This window comes from Mesorhizobium sp. LMG 17147 (genome assembly GCF_024297145.1).
In the GTDB taxonomy this organism is placed as follows: Bacteria; Pseudomonadota; Alphaproteobacteria; order Rhizobiales; family Rhizobiaceae; genus Mesorhizobium.
In genome coordinates this window covers 1-14771 of the sequence record NZ_JANCTC010000037.1, presented here as the reverse complement: position 1 = coordinate 14771, position 14771 = coordinate 1, and the positions used below count along the sequence as shown (strand labels likewise).

At 58.2% G+C, this 14771-nt stretch carries 11 protein-coding genes; 10 read left to right on the top strand and 1 reads right to left on the bottom strand.

Annotated elements, in window-relative coordinates:
- Positions 1-930: 930 nt before the first annotated feature.
- From NMG46_RS29135 to NMG46_RS29095, 9 genes are all read left to right on the top strand, one after another.
- Positions 931-1521, top strand: a complete 591-nt coding sequence (locus NMG46_RS29135) for a NodA family N-acyltransferase (protein ID WP_063169401.1) — start codon at positions 931-933, stop codon at positions 1519-1521.
- Entirely contained in the window at positions 1518-2177 is a 660-nt protein-coding gene (gene nodB, locus NMG46_RS29130; RefSeq protein ID WP_091600617.1) for a chitooligosaccharide deacetylase NodB, read from the top strand. Before NMG46_RS29135 ends, nodB begins: the two co-directional genes overlap by 4 nt.
- 15 nt (positions 2178-2192) lie before the next feature.
- Positions 2193-3518 (top strand): chitooligosaccharide synthase NodC, encoded by a 1326-nt coding sequence (gene nodC / locus NMG46_RS29125; RefSeq protein WP_091600618.1) that lies wholly within the window; start codon positions 2193-2195, stop codon positions 3516-3518.
- Between the two features lie 261 nt (positions 3519-3779).
- Positions 3780-4694, top strand: coding sequence for a nodulation factor ABC transporter ATP-binding protein NodI (gene nodI, locus NMG46_RS29120; RefSeq protein ID WP_091600619.1), 915 nt, complete (start codon positions 3780-3782; stop codon positions 4692-4694).
- A 3-nt stretch (positions 4695-4697) separates the two neighbouring features.
- Positions 4698-5486: an ABC transporter permease gene (locus NMG46_RS29115; protein ID WP_091600620.1), complete on the top strand. Its 789-nt coding sequence runs from the start codon at positions 4698-4700 to the stop codon at positions 5484-5486.
- A 287-nt stretch (positions 5487-5773) separates the two neighbouring features.
- Positions 5774-6535: a sulfotransferase gene (locus NMG46_RS29110; RefSeq protein ID WP_029356619.1), complete on the top strand. Its 762-nt coding sequence runs from the start codon at positions 5774-5776 to the stop codon at positions 6533-6535.
- 392 nt (positions 6536-6927) lie between these two features.
- The gene (locus NMG46_RS29105; protein ID WP_277569152.1) at positions 6928-8211 is read left to right on the top strand and encodes a dicarboxylate/amino acid:cation symporter; all 1284 of its coding nucleotides are present in this window, start codon (positions 6928-6930) and stop codon (positions 8209-8211) included.
- Between the two features lie 275 nt (positions 8212-8486).
- Complete coding sequence (locus NMG46_RS29100) at positions 8487-9548, top strand: LacI family DNA-binding transcriptional regulator (protein ID WP_051695606.1); 1062 nt, start codon at positions 8487-8489, stop codon at positions 9546-9548.
- 164 nt (positions 9549-9712) lie between these two features.
- Positions 9713-10516 carry a TIM barrel protein gene (locus NMG46_RS29095; protein ID WP_029356612.1) on the top strand — a complete coding sequence of 268 codons (804 nt, stop codon included), beginning with the start codon at positions 9713-9715 and terminating at the stop codon, positions 10514-10516.
- 48 nt (positions 10517-10564) lie between these two features.
- Here NMG46_RS29095 and NMG46_RS29090 read toward each other — a convergent pair whose 3' ends face one another.
- Positions 10565-11482, bottom strand: a complete 918-nt coding sequence (locus NMG46_RS29090; RefSeq protein ID WP_029356610.1) for a LysR family transcriptional regulator — start codon at positions 11480-11482, stop codon at positions 10565-10567.
- A 697-nt stretch (positions 11483-12179) separates the two neighbouring features.
- Here NMG46_RS29090 and NMG46_RS29085 point away from each other — a divergent pair.
- A complete protein-coding gene (locus tag NMG46_RS29085) occupies positions 12180-13481 on the top strand; it encodes an IS110 family transposase (protein ID WP_254820721.1) in 1302 nt (433 codons plus the stop codon).
- Positions 13482-14771 lie beyond the last annotated feature (1290 nt).

Here is a 14771-nt window from a genome sequence, read left to right as displayed (position 1 = left end):
CAAGGTGCGCGTCGCCATGAGCAACGCCTTCGCCATGGGCGGCACGAACGCAGTTCTGGCATTCAGGCAGGTGTAGAAGCCATGCAAGACGCCTCATTTGAGGTCACCTGTCGTATCTAGCTGCTTGCCGGACCACTATGTGAAGCGAGCGCTATTGGCTGCCTCTGCGATGCGGGAATTGGCAGCGGACGTCTCACGATCAAACAGGCATCTGCTTGTAGAATTCTTTTAATCGTGAAGCGGCGCGAGTGCGCTATCCGTTGAGGTGAGCAAGGCCGGCGCCCTGGGTGAGCTCTGGTGTCGGGTGGTGGAAAGTACAGGGGGAGCTGTGTGGCCACCTCTTTCTCGGCCTCGACGATGTGCGAAGGAGCCTGTGCGGCGAACGGGCCGACGCCCCAGGCTCAGAACCTGGGCGAACCTAACTCCCGCCAAAGGACAGCCCAGAGCTGGATACACGAAAAAGATACTGAACCCGCGAATCAGATTCTGATCAATCGTCGTGTCTGAGCTCCGCTCGGGCTCTTACGGAGATAATCGAGCGGCCCGGCAACGGCCGCGCGTGCCGCGGGCGTGAGCTTTGCGCTTCGTCAGAAGTGCCTCGAGCGTGACGACGATAATTGACCAGCCATATGGAACGCATTCGCCCAGTTATCCAAAGCGTGGATACCTTACATCTAAACAAAGGATTTTACCGTTTTTGCTGCAGGTCCCATAGAAGCGCTTCAAGTTGGAAAGATAGGTAGTTCCGATGGTTGCGTTGGATCCGAGGAGCATCATCTGGTGTGCGGGGCGTACAAAGTCAGTCGCATCTGCATTGCGGCTTGGTCTTTCGGCGGTCTCCACAAGTTACGCCCCGTTGGGGCGACGCCAATTATTTAACCAATGCTTGGACATTTATCTCAACCGGACAGCTACAAGGTGAGGTCTTCCATGCGCCCGAATGTCGAGTGGAAGTTGTGCTGGGAAAATGAGTTGCAACTGGCCGACCATGTCGAACTCTCCGACTTTTTTCGAAAGACCTATGGACGGACTGGCGCCTTCAACGCGGAGCCATTCGAAGGCGGCCGCAGTTGGGCCGGCGCGAGGCCGGAATTCCGCGCAATCGGCTACGACGCGCATGGGGTAGCGGCTCACATCGGCATGCTGCGGCGCTTCATCAAAGTTGGCGAGGTCGACTTGATCGTCGCTGAATTGGGCCTGTACGCGGTTCGTCCGGATCTTGAAGGGCTCGGAATCGGTTTTTCGATGCGCGTGGCGTACCCAGTGCTCCATCAGTTGGGTGTTCCATTCGCTTTCGGCACGGTTCGGCACGCGCTGCGAAACCATGTCGAAAGATTCTGCAGAGCCGGCCTCGCGAACATTGTGTCGGGCGTTCGCGTACGGTCGACCCGTCCAGACGTGCATCCCGACCTGCCGCCCACGCGCCTGGAAGACGTACTCGTGTTGGTTTCGCCGATCGGACGCTCGATGGACGAGTGGCCGTCCGGTACCCTGATCGACCGGAACGGTCCGGAACTATGAAGCCTCTGGACTACATATGCGAAGGGCAGAGTGACAATGCCGATGGCATTGCAGAGCGCAGCGTCTATCTGACGTTTGACGACGGTCCCAATTCATTTTTCACACCGCAGATACTCAATGTGCTGGCGCAACATCAGGTGCCGGCGACCTTCTTCGTTGTTGGGGCCTACGCGGCCGACGAGCCGGAACTCGTTCGCCGAATTATTACAGACGGGCACGGTATAGCCAACCACACGATGACTCATCCGGACCTGGCTAAATGCGGGCCCGTCGAAGTCGACCGCCAGATAGTTGAGGCAAACAGAGTCATAGGGATGGCTTGCCCGCAGGCCATGGTTCGGTACTTTCGTGCACCGTATGGCATCTGGACCGAAGAAGTAATCGCTGCATCAGCGGGTGCGGCATTGGCGCCCGTCCATTGGTCCATTGATCCACGCGACTGGTCTCGCCCCGGCGTTGACGCCATCGTCGACAGAGTGCTCGCCGATATCCGGCCGGGCGCAATCGTGCTGTTGCACGACGGGTGCGCTCCCGACGAATTGCAACCAGGCAATCAAGCCAGTCTGCGCGACCAGACGGTGACAGCGTTGTCACGCCTAATTCCAGAATTGCACGGCCGCGGATTTGTAATCCGATCACTTCCTCAACATCCCTGAACAAACAGAGATCCTATGGACCTTCTCACCACAGCCAGTACTGTTGCCGTTTCGTCTTATGCGGTGCTCTCGACTGTTTACAGAGGCATGCAAGCGGTCTACTCCCAACCGGAAAATGTTACGCCGCCGTCGGAAAGCTTGTTCGGATCCGACCGTTGGCCGAGCGTGGATGTCATCATCCCCTGCTACAATGAGGACCCGCGCACACTCGCGGCGTGTTTAGCTTCCATCGCAATTCAAGATTACGCCGGAACATTTCAGGTCTATCTGGTTGACGACGGTTCTGGAAATCGTAATGCCGTCATCCCGGTACATCACGCCTACGAGGGCGACCCGAGATTCAATTTCATTCTGCTCCGCGAGAATGTTGGCAAACGCAAGGCGCAGATCGCCGCCATCCGCCGCTCATCTGGAGATTTCGTGCTCAGCGTCGACTCTGACACGACACTTGCGTCCGACGTGATCACGAAGCTTGCAGTAAAAATGCGGGATCCCATGGTCGGAGCGGCCATGGGCCAGCTGACGGCATACAACCGCAGCGACACTTGGTTGACCCGATTGATCGATATGGAATACTGGCTGGCTTGCAATGAGGAGCGCGCGGCGCAAGGTCGCTTTGGTGCGGTCATGTGCTGCTGCGGCCCATGTGCAATGTACCGCCGGTCTTGTCTCCTTTCTCTGCTGGATCAATACGAGACGCAGCTGTTCAGGGGGAAACCAAGCGACTTCGGTGAAGACCGTCATCTTACGATCCTCATGCTGAAAGCAGGCTTTCGAACCGAGTACGTTCCAGGTGCCGTCGCGGCGACAGTCGTTCCGGACAAGATGGGACCTTATTTGCGCCAACAACTCCGCTGGGCACGGAGCACTTTCCGGGACACGATGCTTGCGCGAGGTCTACTGCGTGGCCTGGATCGCTATCTAACTTTGGATGTGATGGGAGAGAATCTCGGCCCATTGTTGCTCGGCATCGCGGTAGTAACGGCGCTCGGTGAGCTACTATTTTCACATACAGTAAATTGGTGGACGGTGCTGGCTATTGTCACCATGACCATAATCAGATCTACGGTGTTATCTTTCCGCACTCGGCAGCTTCGATTCATCGGCTATTCAATGCACGCGTTAATCAGGATATTCCTGTTGATCCCCTTGAAGGCTTACGCCCTGTGTACATTGAGCAATAGCGATTGGCTGTCGCGTAAAAGTGTTCCCCTGCCCAACAGAAGCACAAAGGAAATCACAAGCGCGACGCCGCTTGCCGGAGCAAATGCTGCGGGCAATTCTGGAATTGCGGAGTCACTTCATACTGCAGATCTTTCGCTCACAGCTGGTGAAGTCTGACGGCCTTGCAGCGCCGGGTGACCGAGTAAGTTGTGTCAGTCGACACGTGGTGAAGCTTGTCGAGTTACCTATGGTCAGAACGGGAACTATCTGGAAGCGACACGTGGCATCTTGACGTTAATTCTTTGGCGGAAGCGATACACGCGTCGCTCCGGCCGCGACTTTCCAAAGGTGCCATCTCAAGGCGGTGGCCTGCTCTGAACCAGATTCGTAAGTAAGCTGCCGGTGGCCAATCGGACTCATTCCGCTTGAGATAGACGCATGTCCAATGTAGCAATCGACCTTACCGGCGTAACCAAATTATTCGGAAACAAGCTCGTTGTGGACGGGCTGTCCTTCACCGTTGCATCGGGAGAGTGCTTCGGTCTGCTGGGGCCGAACGGCGCAGGCAAGAGCACGATTGCGCGTATGCTCCTCGGTATGACCCGGCCTGACGCGGGTGATATAACAGTCCTCGGTCTACCAGTGCCGGCACGCAGCCGCTTGGCCCGCAAGGGCATAGGCGTGGTCCCGCAGTTCGACAATCTCGACCTGGAATTTACGGTACGTGAGAACCTGTTGGTGTTCGGGCGCTACTTCGGCATGAGAACAAGAGAGATCAACGCCGTCATCCCACGGCTCCTCGAGTTCGCTCGCCTTGAGAGCAAGGCGGATTCACGTGTCGGCCTGCTATCCGGCGGGATGAAGCGGCGCCTGACGCTGGCACGTGCTCTGATCAACGACCCCCAGTTGCTTGTGATGGATGAGCCCACGACCGGCCTCGACCCGCATGCCCGCCATCTGATCTGGGAGCGACTTCGTTTCCTGCTGGCGAGCGGAAAAACGATCATTTTGACCACCCATTTCATGGAAGAGGCTGAGCGGCTTTGTGATCGGCTGTGTGTTCTCGAGCGGGGACGCAAGATCGCCGAGGGCAGTCCTCATGCGCTGATCGACGAGTACATTGGGTGCAACGTGATCGAGATCTTCGGCGGCAATCCACAGGAGCTGATTTCGCTGATCAGGCCGTACGTTCAGCGTATCGAGGTAAGCGGCGAGACGCTCTTTTGCTATGCGCCTGATCCGGAGGATGTGCGCATCCAGCTTCGCGGTCGAGCGGGTCTGCGTATTCTGGAGCGTCCACCCAGTCTGGAGGACGTTTTCTTGCGGCTAACCGGACGTGAGATGGAGAAGTGAGCAATGGGTGAACGTCTTGCGGCCGCTCTACCCGCCAACGCCTGGAACTGGATCGCGGTGTGGCGCCGCAATCATTTGGCATGGAAGAAGGTGGCATTTGCTTCAATGCTCGGCACCCTTGCTGATCCGATGATTTACCTTTTCGGGCTCGGCACTGGCCTTGGACTGTTGGTAGGCCGCATCGAAGGTGCATCCTACATCGCTTTTCTGGCAGCCGGCATGGTTGCGACAAGCGCGATGACAGCATCGACCTTCGAAACAATTTACGCGGTTTTCGGTCGAATGCGCGATCAGGGCACTTGGGAAGCAATCTTGCACACACAACTTACCCTCGGCGACATCGTTCTCGGTGAATTGACCTGGGCAGCCACAAAGGCCTTTCTGGCCGGTACGACAATTGCGATTGTTGCCGCCGCGCTAGGTTATGCCGCGTGGACGTCGGTTCTCTACGTGCTGCCGGTCATCGCTCTCACCGGGTTCGCCTTTGCGAGCCTGGCCATGCTCGTCATCGCGCTCGCGCCCAGTTATCACTATTTTATTTTCTATCAGACGCTTGTCATCACACCTATGCTGTTCCTTTCGGGCGCGGTTTTTCCAGTCGGCCAATTGCCAGGAGTGTTTCAGCAGATTGCGGCCTTCTCGCCGCTGGCGAATTCTATCGATCTAATCCGTCCGGTGATGCTCGGCCGCCTGGGCGACAATGTAGGGCTGCATATAGGCGCACTTTGCATGTTCGCTGTATTGCCTTTTTTTGTGTCGGCTGGACTGTTTCATCGACGACTAATGCGTTGACGCTTACCTACGCCCATCAACGAGAAGGAGGTCCGCAATGCCGGATTGCAAACTGCCCACAGCGGCCCGGAGGCATGCGTGTGCCAGGAATCGCGAGTGGTACAACAACGCCGAAGCCGGGCGCCACCCAGCCGCTGCAGGCACGCGCCCATCTTCGCGACCACACCTCGGAGTACAGGCTGGGTGGTGAGGCGCGGACCCACCCGGAGCGTTCAAGCGATAGCAGCCAAGCTTCTTGTGCGCGTCCCCAGACCGTCGCGGCCATTATTTAGTTGGATACACATGCAATGACCCACAACGAACCAACTCCTGAGCCTTTTGTGATCCTTGCTATGCCAAGGACCGGAACACACTATTTAGAAGAATTGCTAAACGAGCATCCGACCGTTTTGAGTAACGGTGAGTTGCTAAACGAATATGATCCCAATTGGCCCAGCACGGATCGCCTGCTAGGCACGGATCGCGAGCTTCTTGAGCTTGCCTATGTGCGCTGCCCTATGCGCGACTACAAGAATGTGACGCATCTTGGCTGCAAGATCAATGAACCTCAGTTTCGCGAGCGTCCAGCATTCTTTGCGGAATTAGCTCGTTGGCCAGCACTCAAGGTCATCCTCGTTGTTCGCCGAAACGTATTGGAATCGCTCCGATCCTTTGTGCAGGCCAGGGAAAGCGGTCAGTGGCTGAAGTTCAGCTCGGACAACGATACCGCTCGGCCACCGAGCGTCAGGTTGTCAATCGCCGACTGTGAGGCTTATTTCAAAGCCGCCGACGATTTTCACGCTCGCGTTATGGACTCCTTCACGTCGACCAACCTGCTTGTAATGGAATACGAGAGGCTTCTTCACGAACCTGCCCAATGCTTGGGAGCGGTTTGGGATTTCTTGGGCGTTCCAGCGCTTGAGCCATCAGATAACGCCCTCCTGCAGCGCCAGGAAACGCGACCGCTGGATCAAACGGTGGAGAACTTTGACGAGTTGCGGATTCACTTCGCACGCGGACCTTATTCAAGATTTTTTGACCTCGGAGACTCAATGCGCTCTTACGCTTAATCGCTTGTCCCGCGTGCTCTGATGGGCGTGTAGGATATCCTGCAGTTTGCGCGCATTCCGTCGCAAAACTGACAAACCAAAGTCACCAAGACGACAGAGATATCGGCCGGCGGTCGATCTGCGGCGAACATCAAAGGCACGGCCGCAAGGCGACCTGGTCAATTCCCTCTCTGGCGAAGCACTTCTTCAGACGCGATCTTTGGCGAGCCTTGAGTGCAAATTCCGGCAAAGGTGGAGGGTTCCAGTGCGCAACCCGCACCAATCTCGCTGGACGGGACAGGCCTCCAGTTGGCACGGCGCTTGCTCCGAGATGACAGCAGCGCTCGACCGGAGCGCAGCATGGGAGAAGGAGGAGCCCCCACCCCGATCCGGTCAGGGAGAGAGAAACGGTGTTGGTTCCAAGAGTCCCCCGCGCGATCGCAGCGCCCCGCAAGCCCCATTTTGCCCGGACTTACGTGCAGGTGCTTGCCGCCATAGTCCTGGGAGCCGCAATTGGCTACCTCTATCCGGAAACCGGCCAGAGCCTGAAGCCGCTCGGCGATGCCTTCATCAAAGTCGTCAAGATGATTATCGCACCTGTCATCTTCCTGACAATTGCGACCGGCATTGCCGGCATGAGCGATCTGCAGAAGGTCGGCCGAGTTGCCGCCAAGGCGATGGTTTATTTCCTCACCTTCTCGACCCTTGCACTCGTTGTCGGACTGATTGTCGCGAATATCGTTCAGCCTGGCGCCGGCCTCAACATCGATCCGGCCTCGCTCGATGTCCAAGCCGTTAAGGGCTATGTGGCCACGGCTCACGAGCAGTCCGTGACCAGCTTCCTGATGAACATCATCCCGTCAACGATTGCCAGTGCCTTCGCGGAAGGCGACATCCTGCAAGTCTTGTTCTTCTCGGTCCTGTTCGGCATTGCTTTGGCGATGACCGGAGAGACGAGCAGGCCGGTCGTTACCTTTCTCCAGGCGCTTACCGCCCCCATTTTTAAGCTCGTCGGCATTCTGATGAAGGCTGCACCCATCGGCGCCTTCGGCGCAATGGCCTTTACGATCGGCAAATACGGAATCGGTTCGGTGGCCAACCTCGCGATACTGGTGGCGACGTTCTATCTTACCGCCTTCCTCTTCGTGTTCGGGGTTCTCGGCGCGGTCTGCCGCTACAACGGCTTCTCCATCTTTTCTCTCGTCCGCTACATCAAGGACGAACTGCTGCTTGTCCTGGCAACGTCCTCCTCGGAGGCCGCGCTGCCCTCGCTCATGGAGAAGATGGAGAAGGCCGGCGCCGCGCGTTCGGTCGTAAGTCTCGTCATCCCTACTGGATACTCATTCAATCTGGACGGTACCAATATCTACATGACGATCGCCGCCCTCTTCATCGCGCAGGCGACGAACACAGATTTGTCAATTGCCGATCAGATCCTCCTGCTGCTAATTGCGATGCTTTCCTCGAAGGGTGCGGCAGGCGTCACCGGCGCCGGCTTCATCACATTGGCCGCTACTCTCTCTGTCGTGCCGAGTGTTCCCGTTGCCGGAATGGCTCTAATTCTTGGCGTGGACCGCTTCATGTCGGAATGCCGCGCGCTGACGAATTTAGTCGGTAATGCGGTGGCATCGCTCGTTGTCGCTCGCTGGGAAGGCGAATTGGACCAGTCACGGATGGAAGCCGCTTTCCGCGATTAGGGTTACATCAAACTGGCTCCCCGCAAGCAAGATCGCAACAGCGCGACGTGTAAGTAGCGGCCTTGACACAACAGTCGAATTGCCAGCCTCCAAAGAGCGCTGGAAATAGAGTACTAACGCAGTGAGTAATACAACACCATGAAGCCCCTAAGCAAACGAACGGTTCACGGAAACTCATCTGGGTGCGCATGGAGCGCTGTTCGTCGAATGCGCTATCCGCGGGGTGGGGGAACTATTTCAGCTTGCCGCCCCAAGCCGTCGCGGGAGCGCACCGGATGATGGAGGACCGGCCGATCAGAATCGCTAGGGGAAAGCGCGTCACAATAGCCGATCTCGCCCGCGAAGCCGGAGTCAGCGTAGCAACAGTCGATCGGGTTCTGAACGTCCGCCTTCCGGTGCGAGAGGAGACCGCCCAGCGGGTCCATGCGGCCGCGCACGCGATCGGCTATCATGCTGCCGGTCTCATCAAACAGCGCTTGCAGCAGCACCTGCCGCACTACAAGCTGGGCTTCATCTTGAGAAAACCTACCCACGATTTCTACCAAGATTTCGCTCGCAAGATCGAAGAGTCGGTCAGTATGGCTAAATCCTTCCACGGCCTTCCGATCATCGAGTTCGCGCAGTCACATTTGCCGCGTGACCTGCTCCCGCTTCTTAAGGACCTTGGGAGCCGCTGCCAGGCGATCGCCATGGTGGCGGCCGATCACCCGAAAATCACAGCATCAGTCGAGGAGCTCAAGGCGAAAGGTATCCCGGTATTTTCGCTGCTATCCGACTTCGCCGATGGCGTGCGCGAGGGCTACATCGGCCTCAACAACAGCAAGGTCGGACGGACTGCCGCTTGGGTGTTTTCCAAGGCCGCAAAACGGCCCGGCAAGGTGGCGGTGTTTGTCGGAAGCCATCGCTTCCAGGCGCATGCGACGCGGGAAACGGCCTTTCGTGCGTATTTTCGTGAGAACGCGCCAAAATTCGAGGTGCTTGATGCGCTCGTGAACCTTGATGAACGGCAGCTCACTTACGAAAAATTGCTGGATCTTATGCAGCGGGAACCAGAGCTCGTCGGCTTCTATATGGCCGGCGGAGGGATAGAGGGGGCAATTTCCGCGCTCCGAGAAGAGGGGAGCGGTCAGGATCTCGTCGCGATCGTGAGTGAAATGACGCCGCAGTCACGTGGGGCGCTTGCGGATGACATCTTGACGATGGCGGTCGGCACGCCAATGCGCCGACTTTGCCAGGAGCTGATAATGGCAATGGAGCGGGCCATCAAAGCCGGCGTCGCGGAGAGCCCGGGGCAGACATTTCTGCCGTTCGACATTTATCTTCCGGAAAATATTTGAGCTTGATGGATTTCTATCATGAGCGCCCATTTTCCTTTCACCGATGAAAGGAAAGCTCGATTGACTCGGCCGTCTCTGTCCGATCTGTGAACCGGCGTGGTTCCGTCTTGAAAGAAGCCGGATGCCGAAATGGCAGCCGCGCTTCATGGAAGGAAAGTCAAGCAATGCGCCAGGTATCGCCCCGCTTTGCACTCGATCACATGGCGGCGCCCCGCCTTGACGTCAGTGCGCTTTTCGCGCTTGCCCGTGACCAAGGCCTGACCGACGTCCAAATCCGTTACCCTCATTTCAGCAATCCTGTCGCACGCGGCATTCCGGCTGCGGACGTCCGGTTTGCCGCTACCGAAGCGGGCGTCACGATCATCTCTGTCAACGCCTTGCAGCGGTTCAACGACTGGACTCCAACGCGTCAGGCCGAGGCAAGCAACCTCGCCGATTATGCGACGGCGTGCGGGGCGGAGACGCTCGTGTTGGTGCCGGCCAACCGCAGCTCGTGGCCCACCAATAGCGAGCGCCAGGACAATCTTCGTTTCGCTCTAAACGAGATCAAGCCAATCCTCCAGTCGCGGGGTCTGATCGGTCTCATCGAGCCGCTGGGTTTCCGAACCTGCTCGCTTCGATCAAAGAAGGAAGCGGCCGAGGCCGTTGCCGCGGTTGATGGCCAGTCCGTCTTTCGCCTCGTGCACGACACGTTCCACCACACCCTGGCCGGGGAGACATGCCTGTTCTGCGAGCTTACCGGCCTGGTGCACATTTCAAGCGTAAACGACCCGACCTTCTGGATTTACCCCGATCGCTTTCTTGCAGGTTCCGACAATGGCAGCCAGATTCAGGCGCTGCTGGATGGCGGCTACGCGGGACCTTTCTCGTTCGAGCTGGTCGAGGAAGTCCATTCTCTGGACGATCTCGCAGGCGCACTTGCCGCCAGCATCGACTTTATCCGGCGAGGGCTATTGTCGTCAGAGTAGATGGTGACAGGAGTAGTGACTATAGGTGCGCCTGAATTTTCCGTGGGTTCACAGCGGGACAGCCATCCGAGATGCCTCTTGCATCATTATCTCCCGCATCCAGATGCTTGCCGGATCGCTATTGTGGAGGGCCGGCCATTGGAGGGTCTCGGTGAATGTGGGAAATGGCAGCGGAAGTTCGATAACCCGCAGGGGGAACGTTTTTTCGAAATGCCTGACCAGCCGCAAGGGCATGGTCGCTATACGAGCTGTGCCGGACACCATAGGTGGAATCATGCTGAAGCCCTGCACGGCGACCTCGACACGTCTCTTAAGGCCATGCTCAAGCAAAAACCATTCCTCGATAGACGGCTTCATCGTACGCCCGAACCTGACCGCGACGTGCCTCATCGACATGTATCTCTCGAATGTAAGCTGCTGTGGCAGCTGCTTGTTTGTGGGACAGCCTACGCACACGAGCTTCTCGTCAAACAGCGGAACGCTTGAATGCACACTCGACGTGAACATATCCGGTAGAATTAGAAAATCGACGTCACCGCGCCGGAGAAGCTCATCGGGGCTATCGTCGACAGGCAGCAGTTCGAAGCTGACGGCGGGGGCTTCCCGTGCAATACGCTCCACAAGCTTTTCGAAAAACACGAGCGTGACGAAATCGGAAAGAATGATCCTGAAGAGGCGATCGGCTCGAGCTGGGTCAAACGGATCCGAAGAAATAATCGAGCACTGGATGTGCTGGAGAGCGTCGCGAACTGCGGGGGCAAATGCTGCCGCACGCGGGGTTAGAAATCGTTCGCGACCTCTTATCGTAAACAGTTCATCGCGGAAATAATCGCGCAGTCGGGCGACGGCCGCACTCATGGCGGGCTGACTCAGGTTGATCCTGCGTGCCGCCGCCGAGAGATTACGCTCCGTCAGGAGTGCGTCGAGCACAACGAGGAGATTTAGATCAAGTCCTTTGAAACGCATGTCATCAGCCATCCATGGGATGGATGCCTTTAACCGAAACAAACGACTTTAACAATTTAGCATTCTTGCAATCTTTTGTCGCAAAAAGTTTATGATGGATGACGTTAAGGTCCGACATATGAGCCGCGTGATCTGCCGAAGCGAGCAATCGTACGTACTGTGCAGGTCAGAGATTAGCGGTTTGAAATGCCGGGCCGATGGCGCCGGGCTATCAACCAGCGTCTTCGGCGGCCCCGACCTAGCTAGGCGTGGAACCTAATAGGGTGCACCCTTCCAGTCCGAGGCGACTGATGGGCGGTTTGATCCTAAGCTGCCGTGAGGCCTGTGTTGTATCGGCGAGGCCAATGCAGCAGTTCGGCAGCGTCTTTGAGAGCTGTTGTAGGCTCGGCCTAAGCCCATTGGCGCAAGCCTGTCTGAACGAAGCGCTTGGCCTTGCTGTTATCCGGTGGTGATCTGTGGTGCCTTTTCGTCCTGCTGTTCTTGTTTTGGAACGCCCTTATGGTGAGCCCATCCGGGACGTGGGGCACCGGGAGCACGAAGGTGCAGGCAGGCCGTCAATAGACCGTGGGCTGAGAGCCCGAGCTCGTTACATGGCCGCCCCTCGCGACTTTCCCGGAGGCGCTGCGAGCGCGGATCAGTAGATGTCGTGTTACCCGCCAGCTCCCGTCTTTGACCGAGCCAAGAAGGAGGAACGGGCATGCGCATCATCGGACTGGATATTCACCGCGCCTTCGCCGAAGCAGTGGCATGGGAGGATGGCAGGCTCAGGCGACTCGGCCGCGTCGACATGCCGCGCGATCTGCTGGCGGCGTTCGCCGCGAAGCTGTCGCCGAACGATGTCGGGGTGATCGAGGCCACCGGCAACGCGACGTCCGCTGCAGCTGTGGTTGCGCCGCATGTGAAGAAGGTGGGGATCGGCAACCCGAAACAGGTGCGTATCATTGCCTATGCCAAGATCAAAACGACGATCGACGCCGACGTTCTTGCGCAGCTCTATGCCAGCGGCTTCTTGCCAGAAGTCTGGATTGCGGACGAGCCGACGCAGGCTCTGCGTCGACAGGTGACACGGCGCAATCAGATTGTCCGACAGAGATCTCGATTGAAGACCGTCATCCAGTCGATCCTTCATAGCCACCTGATCCCGTCCTGCCCGCATGCCGACCTGTGCGGCGCCAAGGGTCGGACCTGGTTAATCGAGCAGGTCGTACCGCAGGACGAGCGCCTCGCGATCGATCGGCATCTGCGCGAGTTCGACCGATTGGGCGAAGACCTCCAGGTCATCGAACGCGATCTTGCCCGCTCGGCTCTCGAGGATGAAGGCGTGAAGCGGCTGATGACCATTCCCGGCGTCGACATCACCGTCGCGCTGGCGATGAAGGCGGCGATCGGCGACGTGTCGCGCTTCGACGATCCGCAGAAGCTCGTGACCTATCTCGGGTTGAACCCAAGCGTCCGACAGTCCGGCCAGGTCCGGCCTACCATGGGCGGATCACCAAGCAGGGCCGTGGTCATGCGCGCGGCATGCTCGTCGAGGCGGCCTGGGCGGCCGCTCGTGCTCCCGGACCGTTGCGAGCCTTCTCCCTGCGGCGTGCGAGCCCGGCGCGGACAGCATGTCGCGGCCGTGGCAACCGCACGCAAACTCTCTGTCGTGATCTGGCATCTGTTGATGAAGGGCGAGAGTTACGCGTGGGCTCGACCCTCCCTGCATGCCAAGAAGCTTGCGCGATGTGGAACTCAAGGCCGGGAGCAAGGCTGTGCGCGGCCAAAAGGGAGCCGCGCACGCCTACAACATAAAGAGCTACCGGGAAGAAGAGCGCCGCTGGGTGGAGCAGGCCGAGGGCGCCTATGCACGCCTCGCCGCCGGTTGGAACCCACGAGGTCCGAAGAGGGTGGGCACGGATGCCGCAAACGAGGCGCGACGATAGAAGCTGCGCGGCAGGGCTCTCATCTCGGACCCTGCTCTTCGCCACGCGGTCGTCCGTGCGCGACAGGAGAATAGCGCAGATTTATCAAAAAGGCTCTTGTCGATCACATCAGTGGTCTTGGGCGCTGTACGGCCGGGTGAAGACTTTGCAGGTGGCCCGGAAAGCGTTTGACCTGTAGCGAAGCAATTGTCGTCATTACGCGCTCGACCCGGGCGCCCAGCTTGGCATAAGGGCTACGTGGCCTCAGGAAGCGTCGTCAATGCAGACCATGGACGAATTCCCAGCCGATGCCGAGATGCCGGTCGACCGTGCCTGTCGCCGTCCGGTGATGCGATGCCCCCGAGCGCATGAGTTCGCCCCGGATGCTCCCGGTCACGACGCACGGGTTCGGGTTCCAAGGCGCTCAGTTTGTTCGCGCCCAATCGGTGTAGGACGCGGCAGAAATACGAGCGTGACGAAATCGGAAAGAATGATCCTGAAGCGGCGATTCGGTAGAGCCGGGTCAAACTATCCGACGAAATAAACGAGCACTGGATGGGCAGGAGAGCGTCGCGAACTGGAGGGCAAGAGCTCCTGGACGCAGCGTTAAGTTTGAATACCTCCGCGGACATGGTCGCGAGCTCATCGCGCCAACAATCGAGCAGCCGAGCGCCGGCCGCACTCATGACCGGCTGGGCTCGGTTAATCCTGCATGCCGCGCCCATGAGGTTGCGCTCTGTCGGGAGTGCGTCGAGCACAACGAGGAGATGTAGTTCACGACCTTTGAAACGCGTGGTCAACTATCCAAAGTGTGGATGCCTTTCATCGAAACAAAAGATTTCATCAATGTTCTGGAATCCTGCATGGGCAGAAGCACCTGACGGACACCGATGCCCCACTGCCTCATAGCGTGGCGAGCGTCTTAAGAAACCGCCCGAAAGGAGAACTTTCATGCGCTCTACCGGGCAGTGGAGTGCTGGGAAAGGGAGTTGCAACTGACCGGCCATGTCAACTGTCCGACTTCTTCCGAGCCTATGGACAGACTGGGAGACGCGCACGGTGTAGCGGCTCACATCGTCATACTGCACCTACGCCACACACCGGCCGGACCTGATCCGGCTTTATGAGCATTGGGCTTTGTCAGTTGCCCAAGCGTGATGGCTTTCGCGACGCGGCGCGCCTCAGGAACTGAGTCGCGGGTCCGGGTCGAAACGCGGGAAAGAAAGACAGGAAACAGAATGGCCGATCAATTCGCAACGGACGTCATTGCCCTGATCAAGAAACGCGCCGAGTCGGAGAGCGGTGAGGGAATGCCTGCGTCATTCGTCGGCGAGATAACAATCGCCACGGAACTGGACGCGCTCGGGTTCGATTCGCTGGGTTTG

Coding starts and splice junctions, on each gene's coding strand:
- NMG46_RS29135 (WP_063169401.1), top strand. CDS start 931: ATGCGCCCGAATGTCGAGTGGAAGTTGTGCTGGGAAAATGAGTTGCAA.
- nodB (WP_091600617.1), top strand. CDS start 1,518: ATGAAGCCTCTGGACTACATATGCGAAGGGCAGAGTGACAATGCCGAT.
- nodC (WP_091600618.1), top strand. CDS start 2,193: ATGGACCTTCTCACCACAGCCAGTACTGTTGCCGTTTCGTCTTATGCG.
- nodI (WP_091600619.1), top strand. CDS start 3,780: ATGTCCAATGTAGCAATCGACCTTACCGGCGTAACCAAATTATTCGGA.
- NMG46_RS29115 (WP_091600620.1), top strand. CDS start 4,698: ATGGGTGAACGTCTTGCGGCCGCTCTACCCGCCAACGCCTGGAACTGG.
- NMG46_RS29110 (WP_029356619.1), top strand. CDS start 5,774: ATGACCCACAACGAACCAACTCCTGAGCCTTTTGTGATCCTTGCTATG.
- NMG46_RS29100 (WP_051695606.1), top strand. CDS start 8,487: ATGATGGAGGACCGGCCGATCAGAATCGCTAGGGGAAAGCGCGTCACA.
- NMG46_RS29095 (WP_029356612.1), top strand. CDS start 9,713: ATGCGCCAGGTATCGCCCCGCTTTGCACTCGATCACATGGCGGCGCCC.
- NMG46_RS29090 (WP_029356610.1), bottom strand. CDS start 11,482: ATGCGTTTCAAAGGACTTGATCTAAATCTCCTCGTTGTGCTCGACGCA.
- NMG46_RS29085 (WP_254820721.1), top strand. CDS start 12,180: ATGCGCATCATCGGACTGGATATTCACCGCGCCTTCGCCGAAGCAGTG.